The organism is bacterium (genome assembly GCA_012517375.1).
Lineage (GTDB): Bacteria > Hydrothermota > Tepidihabitantia > B3-TA06 > B3-TA06 > JAAYVC01.
In genome coordinates, this window is the sequence record JAAYVC010000102.1 from 1 (window position 1) to 15,266 (window position 15,266).

21 protein-coding genes are annotated in these 15,266 nt (G+C 49.9%); 8 read left to right on the forward strand and 13 right to left on the reverse strand.

What is annotated here, in order from left to right:
• Nucleotides 1-311: 311 nt before the first annotated feature.
• Genes rpe through GX441_11335 form a run of 10 tightly spaced genes read right to left on the reverse strand, consistent with a single transcriptional unit; the run spans nt 312 to nt 7,540 of the window.
• Nucleotides 312-953, reverse strand: a complete 642-nt coding sequence (gene rpe / locus GX441_11290) for a ribulose-phosphate 3-epimerase (GenBank protein NLI99226.1) — start codon at nt 951-953, stop codon at nt 312-314.
• Between the two features lie 54 nt (nt 954-1,007).
• The gene (locus tag GX441_11295; protein NLI99227.1) at nt 1,008-1,754 is read right to left on the reverse strand and encodes a PASTA domain-containing protein; all 747 of its coding nucleotides are present in this window, start codon (nt 1,752-1,754) and stop codon (nt 1,008-1,010) included.
• Between the two features lies 1 nt (nt 1,755).
• Nucleotides 1,756-2,493: a PASTA domain-containing protein gene (locus GX441_11300; GenBank protein NLI99228.1), complete on the reverse strand. Its 738-nt coding sequence runs from the start codon at nt 2,491-2,493 to the stop codon at nt 1,756-1,758.
• A 19-nt stretch (nt 2,494-2,512) separates the two neighbouring features.
• Complete coding sequence (locus GX441_11305; protein NLI99229.1) at nt 2,513-3,304, reverse strand: hypothetical protein; 792 nt, start codon at nt 3,302-3,304, stop codon at nt 2,513-2,515.
• Nucleotides 3,304-3,567 carry a DUF167 domain-containing protein gene (locus GX441_11310; GenBank protein ID NLI99230.1) on the reverse strand — a complete coding sequence of 88 codons (264 nt, stop codon included), beginning with the start codon at nt 3,565-3,567 and terminating at the stop codon, nt 3,304-3,306. The genes GX441_11305 and GX441_11310 overlap by 1 nt, the downstream gene beginning before the upstream one ends.
• Nucleotides 3,567-4,352, reverse strand: a complete 786-nt coding sequence (gene lpxA, locus GX441_11315) for an acyl-ACP--UDP-N-acetylglucosamine O-acyltransferase (GenBank protein NLI99231.1) — start codon at nt 4,350-4,352, stop codon at nt 3,567-3,569. The genes GX441_11310 and lpxA overlap by 1 nt, the downstream gene beginning before the upstream one ends.
• 35 nt (nt 4,353-4,387) lie before the next feature.
• Nucleotides 4,388-4,828 (reverse strand): 3-hydroxyacyl-ACP dehydratase FabZ, encoded by a 441-nt coding sequence (gene fabZ / locus GX441_11320; GenBank protein NLI99232.1) that lies wholly within the window; start codon nt 4,826-4,828, stop codon nt 4,388-4,390.
• Nucleotides 4,829-4,857: 29 nt separating this feature from the next.
• Nucleotides 4,858-5,643 carry a UDP-3-O-acyl-N-acetylglucosamine deacetylase gene (locus tag GX441_11325; GenBank protein NLI99233.1) on the reverse strand — a complete coding sequence of 262 codons (786 nt, stop codon included), beginning with the start codon at nt 5,641-5,643 and terminating at the stop codon, nt 4,858-4,860.
• On the reverse strand, nt 5,643-6,560 hold the full coding sequence (locus tag GX441_11330; protein NLI99234.1) for a UDP-3-O-(3-hydroxymyristoyl)glucosamine N-acyltransferase: 918 nt from the start codon (nt 6,558-6,560) through the stop codon (nt 5,643-5,645). Before GX441_11330 ends, GX441_11325 begins: the two co-directional genes overlap by 1 nt.
• 5 nt (nt 6,561-6,565) lie before the next feature.
• Nucleotides 6,566-7,540 (reverse strand): OmpH family outer membrane protein, encoded by a 975-nt coding sequence (locus GX441_11335; protein NLI99235.1) that lies wholly within the window; start codon nt 7,538-7,540, stop codon nt 6,566-6,568.
• A gap of 131 nt (nt 7,541-7,671) precedes the next feature.
• Here GX441_11335 and GX441_11340 point away from each other — a divergent pair, with 131 nt between their 5' ends.
• From GX441_11340 to GX441_11370, 7 genes are all read left to right on the forward strand, one after another.
• Nucleotides 7,672-8,454 carry a hypothetical protein gene (locus GX441_11340; GenBank protein ID NLI99236.1) on the forward strand — a complete coding sequence of 261 codons (783 nt, stop codon included), beginning with the start codon at nt 7,672-7,674 and terminating at the stop codon, nt 8,452-8,454.
• 67 nt (nt 8,455-8,521) lie between these two features.
• On the forward strand, nt 8,522-9,004 hold the full coding sequence (locus tag GX441_11345) for a hypothetical protein (GenBank protein ID NLI99237.1): 483 nt from the start codon (nt 8,522-8,524) through the stop codon (nt 9,002-9,004).
• 8 nt (nt 9,005-9,012) lie between these two features.
• Nucleotides 9,013-10,473 (forward strand): HD domain-containing protein, encoded by a 1,461-nt coding sequence (locus tag GX441_11350; GenBank protein ID NLI99238.1) that lies wholly within the window; start codon nt 9,013-9,015, stop codon nt 10,471-10,473.
• Nucleotides 10,439-10,990: a hypothetical protein gene (locus GX441_11355; protein NLI99239.1), complete on the forward strand. Its 552-nt coding sequence runs from the start codon at nt 10,439-10,441 to the stop codon at nt 10,988-10,990. Before GX441_11350 ends, GX441_11355 begins: the two co-directional genes overlap by 35 nt.
• Nucleotides 10,987-11,511, forward strand: a complete 525-nt coding sequence (locus GX441_11360) for a hypothetical protein (protein NLI99240.1) — start codon at nt 10,987-10,989, stop codon at nt 11,509-11,511. Before GX441_11355 ends, GX441_11360 begins: the two co-directional genes overlap by 4 nt.
• Nucleotides 11,508-12,452 carry a hypothetical protein gene (locus tag GX441_11365; GenBank protein NLI99241.1) on the forward strand — a complete coding sequence of 315 codons (945 nt, stop codon included), beginning with the start codon at nt 11,508-11,510 and terminating at the stop codon, nt 12,450-12,452. Before GX441_11360 ends, GX441_11365 begins: the two co-directional genes overlap by 4 nt.
• 28 nt (nt 12,453-12,480) lie before the next feature.
• Nucleotides 12,481-12,858 (forward strand): hypothetical protein, encoded by a 378-nt coding sequence (locus tag GX441_11370; GenBank protein ID NLI99242.1) that lies wholly within the window; start codon nt 12,481-12,483, stop codon nt 12,856-12,858.
• Here GX441_11370 and GX441_11375 read toward each other — a convergent pair.
• Complete coding sequence (locus tag GX441_11375) at nt 12,833-13,291, reverse strand: hypothetical protein (protein ID NLI99243.1); 459 nt, start codon at nt 13,289-13,291, stop codon at nt 12,833-12,835. The two genes, GX441_11370 and GX441_11375, sit on opposite strands and share 26 nt — an antisense overlap.
• 169 nt (nt 13,292-13,460) lie before the next feature.
• On the opposite strand from GX441_11375, the gene GX441_11380 reads away from it, so the two are divergent.
• Complete coding sequence (locus GX441_11380; GenBank protein ID NLI99244.1) at nt 13,461-14,138, forward strand: class I SAM-dependent methyltransferase; 678 nt, start codon at nt 13,461-13,463, stop codon at nt 14,136-14,138.
• 63 nt (nt 14,139-14,201) lie between these two features.
• On the opposite strand, the gene GX441_11385 is transcribed toward GX441_11380, so the two are convergent.
• Together GX441_11385 and GX441_11390 are read right to left on the reverse strand one after the other, a co-directional pair.
• Nucleotides 14,202-14,771 (reverse strand): flavin reductase family protein, encoded by a 570-nt coding sequence (locus GX441_11385; protein ID NLI99245.1) that lies wholly within the window; start codon nt 14,769-14,771, stop codon nt 14,202-14,204.
• A gap of 9 nt (nt 14,772-14,780) precedes the next feature.
• On the reverse strand, nt 14,781-15,254 hold the full coding sequence (locus GX441_11390) for a hypothetical protein (protein ID NLI99246.1): 474 nt from the start codon (nt 15,252-15,254) through the stop codon (nt 14,781-14,783).
• Between the last annotated feature and the right edge of the window lie 12 nt (nt 15,255-15,266).

Genomic DNA, 15,266 nt, shown 5'->3' on the forward strand with positions numbered 1-15,266 from the left:
CACGCCGGCTTCGGCGTCTCGCAATGACATGTGGAGGAAGTGTCGTTGCGAGATTTTGTCCGACAAAATCGAAGCAATCCCAAGGCAGTGCATCAAAACACCAGACTGGCTCTGTGAGGTTGCTTCGATCGCTCGTATGCGGAAAGAATTTCCGCCAATGCCGCCTCCGGCGGCTACCCCTCCCCCTTGATGGGGGAGGCTGGGTGGGGGTGTGCGGTCTGGAAGATCGTTTGCCGAACGTGAGCGTTCGGCCCATGCGGCTTCCAGCCGCTCCCTAGCAATGACGTTGTAAGGGTTTGAAGGAGAGCGGTTTACAGTCCCTTGACCTGGCGGACAACCTCAGCGTAGTCCGGTGAGCGGAAGAGTGCCGAGCCCACGACGAGGATATCGGCGCCTGCGTCGCGGATTCCTTGAGCTGTTTCAGGGTTGACCCCGCCGTCAACGGAGATGGGCGTTGAGAGCGCCTGGCGTTCTATCTCACGCTTTAGATTGTATATGCGATCAACAGTTTCAGGAATGAAGCCCTGACCGCCGAACCCGGGGTAAACGCTCATAAGCAAAACCTGCGAGAGGTCTGGCAGAAGGGGGTACACTGTTTCGAGCGGGGTATTGGGGTTAAGCGTCGCACCTACTGGAATTGCAAGTTCGAGGAGGTGGGCGAGCGTGAGGTCTGTGGCTACTTCCACGTGGTAGAGTATCTCGTCCGCGCCGGTTTCAATGAACCGGGGCGCGTACTTTACGGGGTCTGCAATCATAAGGTGCGCACGCAGGGGAAGCCCGGTCAGCTTGCGGATGTGTGAAGTGACGGGCGGGCCGAAGCTTATGTTCGGCACGAAGTGGCCGTCCATCACGTCGAGGTGGAATGCATCCACGCCGGCGCGTTCAGCCGCGCCGATTTCTTCTCCAAGTCTAGAAAAATCGCAGTTTAATATGGATGCTGATACCTGAATCATCTTAAAACCTTTTTAGTCCTGTCCCCTGCCCGACGTGACAAGACGGTGTGAGGATCAGGGTTCCTGACCTACCGTAACTCGAACGGTATCGCCCGCTTTGAGCAATACGCCAGGGTCAGGTGTCTGCAGAATCACTATTCCGCCCTTGCCCTGCATCGGCATCTTGGCAACATCGCCAAGAACGAGAGAATCACGCTCGATAACGGAGCGGGCGCGATCGAGCGGCATATCTATCACAGTCGGCATGGGTATGTTTTTGTCCGCTGAACCGGCGGAGATGTAGAGGTGGAGCTTGGTTCCCGGCGTAACGCGTATCTCGGGGTCGGGCTTCATCGAGACGATGCGGCCTGGGCCAATCGTATCGCTCTGCACGGTATCGAGCTTTTCAATCTCAAACCCGCGCCTCTTTGCTATGGATGTGGCTTGCTCCAGAGTGAGACCCAGAAGATACGGAACTCTGACGGCCTCTACGCCGCTCGAAACGACCAGCTGCACGAGGCGGCCCTTTTTTGCCTTCGTTCCTCCTACAGGCTTTTGTTCTATAACGACGCCTTCTTCATAGAGGGTATCGGGTCTTTTCTGGTCGCCGACAGCCTGAAAACCCTTTTCGTCAAGAACTACAATCGCCTCTTCAAGCGGTATGCCCACGACGTTCGGAATCTCTATGTTCTTGCTCTTCCCTACTATAAGAGGCATAACTATGAAGTTTGCTACAAGAACACCCACTACGAAGACGGCTATCAGACCTGCGATTGTCAAAAGAACACGCAGGAAGATTCGTGAACCCTTCTTCTCGGCCATATTAACGCAGCACTCCTGCGACAACGAGGTCTACCTCCGAACCCTTTGCTGCCTTCTGGCCAGCCGCAGGCGCCTGTCTCATTATTATGCCCTGGTAGTACTCGGTGGTCACTTCGTAGCGGATATCGCCTATGGTGAAGCCCTTATCTTCAAGTATCTTCTTGGCATCGCTCAGGCGCTTCCCCGTAACCTTGGGGACATCTATCTCGCTCGGTCCAAGACTCACGTAAAGGGTAATCATCGAGCCCTTTTCTACCCTTTGGCCGGCCGAAGGGCTCGTGCCTATGATGAGGTCTTCGTCCACCGAATCGTGCTCGGAAACCACGTCTTCCACAAAAAGGCCTGCTGCCTGCAGCATCTCGGTTGCATGCACAAGATCAAAACCCTTCAAATCCGGAATCGATACGGTCGGTTTTCCGCTGCTTATAACAACGCTTACCGGTTCTCCCCTTTTTATCCTTGTACCTGCTTCAGGATTCTGACTTATTATTACTCCTTCGTCAAGCTCGCTCGACTCCTCGCCTGCAAGCTTGAGAACCATTCGGTATTTTTGAGATACCTTCTGGGCTTCGGCAAGGGTCATGCCCTCAAACTGGGGAACCGGCCGGTTGAACAATCCCAGCAATGAAGGGATGTTGAACGCTGCAGTAACTAAAAGCGACACTAAAAGGGCAACACCGGCTGATATTCCGATTGTTACCCATATGGATCTGTTCTCTTTTCTCATTTCTTCATTCATTGTTTAATGCCCTCCTCGATCATTTAGGTTTTTCAATGTTTGTCAACGGCTTCGAGAATACAAAAAGCCTGTAACCCTCTGAAGAACGCGAAAAAACTCCGTCCTTTGCATAAACGCTGACTTTAAGGATATAGTTTTCACCCGGAACAAGCTTATCCGTGTCTATCTCCCATACAACTTTGTCTTTTCCGGTTGATTTTATATCCCTTGTCAGGAACACCTGGCCGTCGGGAACAGGAGCAAGAGTTTTAAGGGTCATAAGCTGGGCTTTGTACGATGAAACATCCTTCAATGGTTTCCATTCTAATACTAGTCTTGTTCTTTCAGGACCGCTTTGCGTTCTTTCTGCCGCTTCTTCGTTTTCTTGAAGGACGTATACAGTGTCTTTGATGAGGAACGTTAAAGGCTCCATTGTATTGCAGGTAAAATCACGAACCACCGATGCCCTGCCTTTGTGCAGCAGAAGCAGACGGTACTCGAAACTGGACCCTGGAACCAGACTATCAGGATCATTAAAGCTCATGGTTGCGCCGCTCAAATTCATTGAGTCGACGGCCAGGAAATCGTAAGCATCTTTCCTTTCAAGCACTATGAACTCACCCTGCTCTTTTCCCAGCCCTGACCATGAGAAATCGATGAGCGAATAAGCCGACGGTTCTTCAAACTCGGTCAAGCTTACGCTTCTTGTCAAAGCATTCACTTCCTCCAGCTCCGTCCTGTAATTCTGTTCGTTTATATTATCGCAGTCCAAGGCTACAACCGTGACGCCTGCAGCGATAAGTATTATTAACGCCAGTAAGTATCTGGCCATCACGCCTCCTTGTTTAGACCCTCAATCTTACGGGAAAGAGAGTCCGTGTCAATAGCAAGGGTTTTTGTTCGGGAGCGCTCGCCCTTGATGATTTTAATTCGGCTTCGGGGTATGGAAAAGAATTTGGATACAACCTCAATAAGTTCGTAATTTGCCTTGCCTTTATCGGGAGCGGAATGCAGCCACACCTTGAGTGCGGTTTCAGAAAGCCTTTCTATCTTTTGGATTGACGATTTTGGTACGACCCTGACCTGGACCACTATCAAGCTTCCGCCTCATCGGATAATTTAAGACGCACGCCCCTTGTGGAGTCGCTCATGAAACCAAGAAACTCCCTTGCCTCGAATGTGTCCTTCTCTTCAGGCGTAAGGGCTTGTTCGAGCGTATCCTGACTCCTGTAGGCGATTCTGAAGAGTTTCTTTACAAGCATCCGGCTCTCCTCGGAAAAGCCAGCCCTTTCAAGACCAACACGGTTGACGCCTACAATCCTGAAAGGATGGCCCGAACCCAGAAGAAAGGGCGGCAAGTCCTGCGTCAGGTAAGAGTGCGCGCCCACCATGGCAAGCCTGCCAATTCGCACGAACTGGTGAACGCCTGATGAGCCTCCAATGAATGCGCCCTCGCCGACCCGTACATAACCTGCCAGCTGGACTGCGTTCACGACCACCACGTTTTCTTCCAAGCTGCAGTTATGCGAAACATGTGCATAAGCCATAATGAGCGAACCTGAGCCTATCACCGTAGCCTTGCCCCTGCCCGTGGCGCGATGGACGGTTGCAAACTCCCTGATGCATACGTTGTCGCCGATGTAAACAAAACTCTCCTCTCCCTTAAAACTCGTGTCCTGAGGCTTGCCGCCTATTACCGAATGCTCGCCTATAGAGCAGTTGACTCCGGTAACAACCCCCTTTTTAACGACCGCATGTGCGGCTATTGTGCTTGAGGCTCCTATCCTGACCCCCTCCTCTATCACCGCATAAGGTCCTGCCCTAACGCCTTTTTCGAGAATGGCGCCAGGCGATACGATAGCGGTTTCATGGATGTTCATTATCTGATCGACGAGAAGGTATCTAGAGCATATCGCTATTCTTTCGGGAACAGTCCTACCAGAAAGGTGCCTGATGCTGCAAGTTCACCATCTACGTGCGCTTGCGCTTCAATCCTTGCCTGCTCGGTCTTTTCGGCGTTGCGGTGCATCGCTATTCGTGCGTGCATCTCAAGCTTGTCTCCCGGTCTTACTGCCTTGCGGAAACGAATCTTATCAATGCCCATGAAGAGCATGTTGCGTTCCTCGGTCTTATCCTTCTTCGCAAGGATTATGAGACCTCCGAGCTGAGCCATCGCTTCTATTATAAGGACGCCCGGCATCACAGGGAACTCCGGGAAATGACCGGGGAAATAAGGCTCATTGTGGGTTACGTTTTTGTAGCCCCAAATCTCGCCGTCCTCGAGCCTTGTTACCCTGTCCACCATGAGAAAGGGATAGCGATGATGCAGTTTTTCACGAATCTCGTCAATATTCATTGTCGACACTAAGAACCTCCTTGGTTCTTTTAAGTTTCTTTAAGAAGTAATTTAACGGCCTCGTGGGTTTGAAGATGGCCGGTTCCGAACGCCCAGATATGCGCGGCAAGCTGCTTTCCGAGAAGTGCAAGGTCGCCGACCATGTCAAGAACCTTATGCCGCAGCATCTCGTCCGAGAATCTTGCTGGATAAGGAAAGCTGAGCTTTTTGCTTTTCCGAACGCCGAAAGGATACTCGAACTCGGGAAATGTCCCTGATGCGAACGTTCTTGCAGGAGCGATAGACCTTGCGAATATCGCGCCAACATCAAGGAAACGCCTTAAGTTAAGTCCTTTGTGGAAGAAAACGTAGCTGATTCCGAGCCTCGGCGCAGGGCTCAGATAGAACACCCTGCCTTTAGAGATGAGGATGAACGATTTCTTAATGGAAAGCTTTTCGGGAGGCGCATCCTGCTCAACGATGCCCGCTCTCTTGATTGCCTTTACGTACTCGGAGGAGCTTCCGTCGAAAAAAGGCAGTTCCTCTCCGTCAATATCGACCGTGATGTTGTCAACGCCAAGTCCGTATATTGCCGCCAGAAGATGTTCGACGAAGGAGAGTTTGAACTGACCGTTCCTGATTATCACACGATTGGATTCCACGGACGCGTTGCGTACCTTTGGTTTGAAATCGAGCGCCGGATTCATATCCACCCGCCTTAAAACGACACCAGTACCGGGTTCGGCAGGCGACAACCAGAGCGTCGTCACCCCCTTAGCCCACAGGGTATTTCCCGAAAGCCTTATCTTTTTCTTAATTGTTCTCTGCTTCTTCATTATCTTTCCGATACGCTTCTCAAGAGCCTTGCCTGCGCACGCATAGTAAGCCGGTGCGGTCTTGCAGGTATGCCCGAAACGCATGCTCCGGGCTCTATGTCTTTGAAAACAGCAGACTTAGCGAGTACAACAGCGCCTTTGCCGATCCTTACGTGGTCCTTAACGCCCACCTGACCTGCAAGAATCACGTCATCCTCAAGCACGGAAGAGCCTGCTATTCCGCACTGTCCGGTTATGATGCATCTTTTCCCGACCTTCACGTTGTGAGCGATGTGCACGAGGTTATCAATCTTGGTACCCTTGCCTATCCTTGTTTCTCCGATTGCGGCCCTGTCGATGGTCACGCCAGCCGCTATCTCCACGTCATCCTCGATAACGACTGTTCCGAGCTGCGGGATGTGGAAGTGGTTGCCTTGCTCGTCGGCTGCATAGCCGAAACCCTCTGAACCTACCACCGAGCCTGCCCCGATGGATACATTCCTGCCTACAATGCACCTTTTGTGGATGGTCGCGTTGGGACCTATTGTGCAGTCAGCTCCGACGCTCGCGAAAGGTCCGATGTAGGTAAAAGGCAGAATGGTCGCCGAAGGGTCAACCCTGGCGCTTTTCGAGATGAATGCGAGCGTTCGTTCGGCTTCTTCATCCCGCTTTTCCGCAAACGCCTGAAGGGCTTTAGCCCATCCGAGCCGCACGTTGGCAACGACTATGAGGGAGCGTGCTCTGAAACTTGTCGGGCTGAGGGACGTTATCACGCAGCCGGCAATGGATGCGGCAAGTGCTTGCGCATCCTTACCTTCGTAGAAGGTCAGTTCGCTTCCACCCGCCTCTGCAAAGGAGGATGGCGATACAATCTCCAGGGAGCCGTCTCCCAGAAGCTCTCCTCCTGCAAGCTTATTGAGGAAGGCTGTCGTAGGCATCGGCGCTATTTTGTGGCAGGGGCCATACGCGATCGGATCATCTGTGCCGCCAGCCCTTTAGCTCTGCCCGCCAGATCTTTCTCTTCCTTTTCATCGATATCCTCGGACAGCGTCCACAACTTCTCGCCGCTCTTGGTGTTGTACAAATCGAGAGTATAAGCGATCCTGCCGGACTCCCACGTCACCGAACCTGTAAAGGCGAAATCGGCATTAAGATTCTGGCCGGCAGCCACGACGGTCGCGCTGTCCAGCTTGCTGCTTAAGTTCGAATTGTGATTCTGGAGTATCAGCGCAATGTCGGCTTCGCTTATCACTTCAAGATTGTACTCGCTTACAAAGCTCTTCACCGCGTCCAATACGGCGCCGCGGACCGTGGTATTCAGGTTATTAAATTGCGCCTTGGGCACTAAAGGGTAAACCGAAAGCACCGCCGCCTTTCTCTTTACTGAACTCGCAACAGACGCATACTCGCGGTTGAGTTCGGTAAGCACATCCTGCGTCATATCCATCCCTTCTTCGGCATACATGATGCTCCCCTGGGCAAGATCGAGAACCAGGCCTATGTCCTTATCAGCAGCAAGCTCTTCAATAGTCTTGTTTATCTTATCCAGCACAGGGTCAAACAGCTCCTTGTTCTTTGCGGCAACCTTTCCCTTATCGCCCCATATGTTCTGAGCGAAATCATCATATTTCTTGCGCATCTTTTCGATTTCGAGCTGTCTCGCCCTTAAGGCATCGCCTGAAAGCATAGGCTGCTGGGCCTTGAACTCGTCTTCCGTCGTCTGCAGAGCCAGGCGCATGGAATCAAGTTCGTGCTTCCACTGCCTTATCGAATTGTCCAGCGATGCGCGGGCAATCTTTGCGTCCTCATACTCGGCAAGAATCTTTTCCGAGTCCACATATGCAATCTTTGTCTGGGCATAAACGCTTCCCGAAAAAAGGAGCGCGCCCAGTATTGAAAGTAGGTATTTTTTCCCCATAGCCTTGAATTTAACCGCGTTTGAACGCTTTGTCAACCCTCTGATAAGATTCCTCGAGTTAACTTTTTTCCGGCTTGACGCCGGCCGCTTTTATCCTTAAAATGTTTTTGATAACATAAAGAGGAGGCAGATTGATTTCTGTAGTCATAAGTCTTGTTTTCGGGGCATTCGACATGCAGGAACTGAGCCTTCCAGCCCTTGATGCATCGGAGGCCGACTCCCTGCTTTTGTGCCTGCCCCACGTTTCAACCCCTGCGGACAACATCACGCTCCGCGGGAAAGAACCCATGCTCGAGCTTCCAATAATCCATGCCGGCGCATACTTCCGCTACGCTTTCGACCTGTATCAGCTCGACAGGAACCACTTCAAGGAAAGAATCAAGTCGAATCTGGAGGCGCTTAGAAAAGAGATGGAGCTCATCGGCGACCAGGGCAAAGTAAAGGCTTCACGCAGGGTCGAAGAGATCGGCGAAATAGAGAAAGCGATGGACGACGGCCTGGAACCCGATTCCGTGCTTAAGCTTTTCGCCTTTACGCAGGTGGAGATTAAAACGCTCGCGGCCGAATACGACCCCTGCGGAACCTATGCTTATGACCTCGGGGCATGGTGCGCCGCCATGGGTGTAAGGCTTGCATTCTACCCTGGCTGCTCGGACGAGCTATGTCAGACGCTTGTACTTTCGAGCGTCAATCTCCTGATAGAAAAGGTTGAACGCTTGGACAGCGAGCACTGGAACGAGATACTCTTGTCTCTTCCCAGAGACGATAAGACCCGGCTGCCTGATATAATAAACACGCTCGAGTTCCTCTCGGCGCTCTCCTACTATCCGCCGGTTACAGGCGACGCTCTCGCCGAGCTCTTTACAAAACTCGAGCTGGTTTACAAGGTGTTCGGAATGGAGTTCGTGGCTTAGAAAGAAATAAGCTTGACATGAGACAATATTTGTTTACAATTAACATAAGCTAAACCTAAGGAGAAGCATGGATCGTAAATTAGTAGCATTAAAGCTGTTGCTTGAGGAGGTGGGAATTCGTATACGAACAAATAATATTGTAGATCGGAAAACATTACAGAAAGCCATATGCCTTATACAAGCATCGGGAATAGATCTGGGGTATGAATTTAATTGGTATCTAAAAGGGCCATATTCATCTGCGCTGAGCGACGATTATTATAACTTAGTTAGAGCAATAGATAAAGAAAAAATAAGGAAAAGTGAATACCCGCTTACAGAATCAGTCACGAAAAAAATAAGGGAAATCCAAGACATCTTTAAACCTGAACTTCAATTTAAGAAAGGCAAAAGTGATTGGCTGGAACTTGTAGCTTCTGTTTGCTTTTTAAGAAATTCCGGTCGCACATGGATTGAAGTTAAGGAGATAATAGAAAATCGTAAACCTCACCTTAGTGTTTACGTTGACGTAGCAAAAAGAAAACTTAAGAAAGTTGGACTCGTGTCGTAATCCAAACAATGAGTAAACCACGAATAGATTTCCATGAACTTTTTAACTACAAGCGAATTTATGATTCTGTACACGGGACAATAGGTTTAAGTGAAACAGAATTAAAAATCCTGGATTGTCGCGCATTCCAACGTTTAAGAAATATAAAACAACTTGGGCTTGCGCACCTCGCTTTTCCAGAAGCGGATTACTCTAGGTTTTCTCATTCAATCGGCGTGTGTCATATTACGGGTCTGTTCTTAGAAAGTCTTTATAAAAATGGTTTCAAGTTAAGTAAACGAAATATCAAACGTTATCGATTAGCAGGGCTTTTACACGATATTGGCCACTACCCATTTTCACATACGATGGAACATGCTGTGCAAAAATACAATAAAAAAATCGATGACCAAGAAAAAACTCCAAAAATCCTGAAAACAACCGGCGCACCGACGCCTAAAGCTGATATGAAAATAGAATTTCTAAAACACGAAGATGTCGGTAAAGAAATATTAATGAATGATGAAGAAATAAAGAAGGTCCTAAAAAGTGGCGGTTTCAAACCAAAAGACATCTACCCAATCTTTACCGGAACAGACAAAAATCCTATTCCATGTCTCATAAGCTCAGATATAGATGCTGATCGGATTGACTATCTCCTTAGAACATCTTACGCAACAAAATTACCTTACGGATCTGTTGATCTGCCGTATATTTTAAGTCAAATTAGATTAGACAAAAATAACCGGATATGTTTTACTGAAAAGGCTTTGAGACCCTTAGATCATTTCCTTTTATCCAGATACTTTGACTACCAAAGAGTTGCATATAACAAAACTACAGTAGCGCTCGATAAATTTCTTCAGAGTTTGATTATCAAGCTTATTGATGACGGTAAAATCAATTTATCCAAGAAAGAAATCAAAAATAAACTAGGTAAGGATAGTTGGTATAAGTTTGACGATTCTTATATCTTATCCTTGATTAAAAACATCATAGATAACTCTCACGATATAATATTGAAATCTCAAGCGCAATCTGTTCTGGAAAGAAAACCGCCGACATTACTAATCAACATTGAATTCATCGGTAATAGGTATGAAGAAGAAGAAAATAGAATTCACAAAAGTAGCACCATACTCAATGCAAAAATTGATAAATGGTCATCTAAATATCAAATCGATTCGGGTATGTGGTTGTTCTGGGAACCAGATATCGAAAGACCTATTGCATTGACGAAAACGGGAACCAAGAGTGAACAAGACGAAGAAAAGGATATCCTCAAAAATATACTCATCTTAGATTCCAACAAAGAAATCGCAGAACCTATCTATTCTAAAGAAAATTCGCTTATGAGTTCTCTCGCTGATAAACGTCTTTATTGCTTGCGACTCTATGCTTTCCTTGGGAATAAAACCGATGATGAAAAGAAGAATATGAAAGAAGAAATCTACAATGAGTACCTTGAAGAATTCAACAAACTCCCGTAAAGCGATAGGAATCCTTCTTTCCGAAGCCTCGGCCCCCATCCGCTGGCGGGTGGAGCTCGAGATACTTGAAAGAGAGCCGAAGACGGTCTCGAAAGATGAGCTGCTCGCATATCCGAGAGTGAGGGAAAATCTCGACTATCTGACAGGCGAAACTGATTTCAACTCCATTCACGGCTCCACCGAACGCGCCTTCGAGAACGCTTGCGGCATTCTTTACGATATGGGCGTGCGCAGCGGCGCAAAGGAACTGGACGAGAGGATAAAACCGTATCTTGATTTTCTTGAAGCGCTCGACGACGACACGGACGACCGCTACCTGCACACCTCATTTCTGGGCAGGGAGTTTTCAGCCTCGCTAATCGCAGGCTCCGTAAGCGCTCTCGGATACAACGGACATCCTGCGGTGCGAAAACATGTAGAGGCGAGACTCGAAAGACTCTCGGAGTTCGGACCCGGTTCGACCCCGCGACCCTTTATGCGCCTGACCCGCCCGGCTACCCGAAGGTGTGGAGGATGAAAACGCCTTTTCTTAACCCCGAGCACTACACGGGCAAACGCTTCCACCTCCCGTGGGTATGGGACGTGAACTCGTGGGGCAGCTTGCCCGAAGCGCTCGTGCGGAATGCAGAGGAGGTGGTAGGATGGATAATGACCGATGAATACCAGTCCCTGCGTTGGGGGTACGGTGTGGTGGCGATTACACCCCGGCGGTATTGCGCGATGGGCTGGAGCATGAAGCTGCCCGGATGGAATGGAGATTTTGATGCCGAATGCCTGGGCTATCTGCTGCGGTATATGGAGACGCTTGCTGTGTTCGAGTCCGCGACGTCCCATCCCTGGTTCAAGAAAGCGCTTGCCTGGCTCGCAGGTTTTGTGGATGCGGACGGGTTGTGCCGGATACCGAGGGAAAGCCTCATGGGGAAGGGAAACTGGATTCTAGGCCGTCTCGGGGCCGCGGAGCTTTCGCCCAGGACTTATCGCAAAAGGGTTCTCGAGGCGACCGCGAGACTCATGCTCGTTGAGAACAAACTGACGTGAGCGCTTCGGGTTATGAACGCGGATTCAACATCCCTTCATGGAGCGAGGATGGATACGCCAACGCGGGGTTTAAGAAATCCTTAAGGGAGCTTAAGATATGCGGAGCCGATTCCGCAGCGCTGGTGCCGACGTGGCATCAGAAAAACATCTTCTCAAGCAGGATTTGCAGAACAACCAGAACTGCAAGTGACGCATCACTGGCCGAGGCGATTGAGAAAGCGCGTTCGCTAGGCTTCAAGCTGATGCTTAAACCCCATCTTGAGGTCGAGGACGGCTCCTTCAGAGCGTCTATCTTCCCTTTTGCTAGGAATGAATGGTTCAAGTCCTATGCCGAAATGATTCTGCATTACGCAGGAATATCCCGGGAATTTGAAATTGAACGGCTGTGCATAGGCACGGAACTGCCGATAATGATGCACGGGAACTGGACGCACCATATCATCAAGGAAATAAGGTCTGTATACTGCGGAGAAATCACCTTCGCAGTCAACTGGTATGCGCTGAGGAGGCCGGGATTCTGGCATCTCCTGGACTATATCGGCGTCGATTTCTATGCTTCCCTGGCTTTGAGGGACGGCGATGATGATTATGCAAGAAATCTTGAACCCTGGCTCGAAAGAATCGAAGAAGTAAGCAAAGAGTACAAAAAGCCCGTCATTTTGACGGAAATCGGCTACAGATCCTTCGAAGGCGCAGCCCGTAGACCGTGGGACTGGAAGAGCAGGGGGAGGTCCGATCAGGAACTCCAGGCGAAATGCTACCGGACGTTTCTCGAGGCTGTCGAGCAAAGACCTTGGTTAAAGGCCGTATATTTCTGGCTGTGGAACTTGAACCCTGCCGATATCACTGCAACAGGCTATTCGCCCCAGGGCAAGGAGGCGGAAAAAGTATTGAGGAAGTTCTGGTGTGAAGGAAAGATGAACAGGAGACCGTATAAATAAACTCTTGATTCTTATTCTTCTGACCCTTGTGTTGGGTTGCACCCCACAGGCGTCCAGGCCTATCAACGCCAGACGCATCGCGGCGCACTACACCCGCTCGAGCGCCGTGGAGGCTTACGGCTCCCGGGGCTCGGTGACCGGCGGTTCGGACGTAAGAATAAAAGACGCGGACGGTACGGCTCATTCAGCGCAAGCTTCTGCGCAGGCGAATGGGCAAGGAGCAATCTGGGGCATTGCGAATACAAAAAAGACCTTGCCCCTGGTGATACTCTTTATCTTGAGTTTTCAGTATGCGGTTTCACGAGCGGACGAGCAAGCATTGTTATCAAATAGAAAAGCCCCAAAAGGGGCTTTTCTTGCGGTTATAAAGCAAACTCGTCTTACTGCATCTCGTGGAAGACTATGAGTCCGTAATGCGCGGCTGTGTAGTCGCCGTCCCATTCGTAAACGTCAAGCTCTATCTTGTACTCGCCGTCAGACGAGGGTACTACCGTTACCGTCGGGTTGTTGTCTACCTCTTCGTCCTTTTCAATCTCCACCCAGCTTCCGTCTACGTTCTTGTATACGGTTATATCCAGGTCGGAGATGCGCCAGTCGCCGAACGCCGTTATGCCGTAGGTCCAGCCCGAACGCAGCGTGCGCGTGTAGGAAAGGCCGTCAGCGCCTATGATGTCGGCTTGCATGTGCACTATCTCCTGGTCAAGACTGTCCTCGAGATAGGTCACGTAGCTCGCCAGGTCGAGCATTATGTCCTTCATGGTGGTGTACTCGTCCGCTTTCATTGCGCTGGGGATAAGAAGCAGTCCTCCTAGAAAGATAAAAAACAGTGTTTTTTTCATGAGTCCTCCTTGTGATTAGCTTGAATATACGCAAAAGCCGGGAATAGTCAAGATTCCTGGATAGGGAAATGTTAGTATTGACAAACATCACGAAAACGATATAGTTCATACAAGAGACTTTTTTAAGAGATTTGAAATAAAAGAATATTTTTAAACCAAAGGAGTTAAGTTGGCAATCAGGATGGAGCCTACGATTTTTCAGTTTCCGCATTCAAGAATTTACGATTTTTACACAAGAGTTTTTTTCTTGAAGGTTTATGAACAGTTTGCACGCTGGATTCCCGTGAAGAATCCGCGAGGCAAGGTGCTCGATGTAGGCGCTGCCGCCGGCTATCTCGGCGTTGCGCTTGCAAAAAAGCATCCGGAGCTGACCGTTTATTCAACCGATCTCTCGCCTGACATGGTGTATCTCAACAAGAAGGTAATTAAGGAAAACAAGCTCGCGGGTCGCGTCATTGCACAGAGGGAGGACGCATACAGTCTGAGCTTTGAAGACAACACCTTCGATCTCGTTATCAACTCCTTCACCTTCCACCACTGGCCCAACCCCAAAAAGATGTTTGCCGAGCTGCACAGGGTTCTCAAACCCGGCGGCGAGATGTTCATCATTGACGGCAAAAAGGGGTTCGACTATGAGGATATGAAAGACTTCTGCCGCACCGTGGGCTTCGGGCTTCTTGGAAGACTCCTGGCAAGAGTAATGGGCAAGCTCGTATGGATAGACTTCGTATCCATGGAGCACGCGCACCGCACGCTTGCCATATCGCCGTTTGACAAGAAAACCTGCGAAGATGCGGGCGTCTTCATGTTTCTGCGGGGCTTCAAGACCGAACCAGAGGCGAGCTGACAGGGTCTGTCCCGAGCGCTTTTAATCCGGAGACCTAAGAAAGAGGAAGAGGATGGTGAAGGCTTAGCCTATCTTGCGGCCCGCTGAAAAACCTTTTCCGATTTTCTTCCCGATTCCGTGGTATTCACTAGAGCCGGGAGAGTAGACGAAGGGCTTAACTTTCTCGATGTCGGGGTACTTGCCGAGACGGATGCATTCCTCGTCCGCCTTGACGTCGAGGATGGTTCCCACGAACAGCGTGTGCAGGCCAATCTCTACAATGTGGGAGAGCGCGCATTCGAGCACTAGCGGAAACTCCGCGACGTAGGGCGCGTCCACGAGTTCGCTCGGGACGGGCGTGAGACCTGCTCGTTCGAACTTGTTTGCGTCTCGGCCCGATGCGATGCCGAAGTAGTCGGCTTCGGTAAGGTGAGCTTCGGACGGTACGTTTACGGTGAACGCCTTGCGTTTGGTGATATTTGAGTGCGTCAGCGTTGCCGCGCGAAGAGAAACCGAGACGCTCGCTGGGTCCGAGCAGCATACGCCCGCCCACGCCGCGGTCATGGCGTTGGGTTTTCCTTCATCGTCGTACGTGCCGATTATCCATACCGGCGTCGGCACGATAAGGGTCTTTGCGCCAAGCGATTTTTTCACGTCAAACTCCTAGTCTTTGCGCTTCCATAGCCACATCTGGCTTTCAACGATTGCGTCCGCAGGTATTATTCCAGTGAAGACGATGCTCGACCCGTCAGGTGAGAATCGCGCTCCCATGACCAAGTCGATTCTTGTCGATCTTATGTCAACAATAGACTTTCTTCTGGTTTCTATGTTGAAGATAGTTAACCTCCCATTTTCATCGACAATGAGCAATTCATTCGGATTGGCAGGATTCCAGTCCATTCCTTTGACGAGTTGAGGATCGACAGGAAAATATAATCGCTCGTTGGTATGAAGATTATAGATTGTATCACCAAGGGCAAAAAGACTGTCTCCCGGTCCTGGCGCAAACGTACCCCCGTCTCCAGACTCAATTATTACCTCATCAGTGCTGTCTTCTCGGTCATATTTGAGCAGGGGTCCTCTACTACGAGTTGTATAGTATAAGATTTGTTCGGATTCCAGCGAAAACTTTGGCAATCCCCAGCTTGA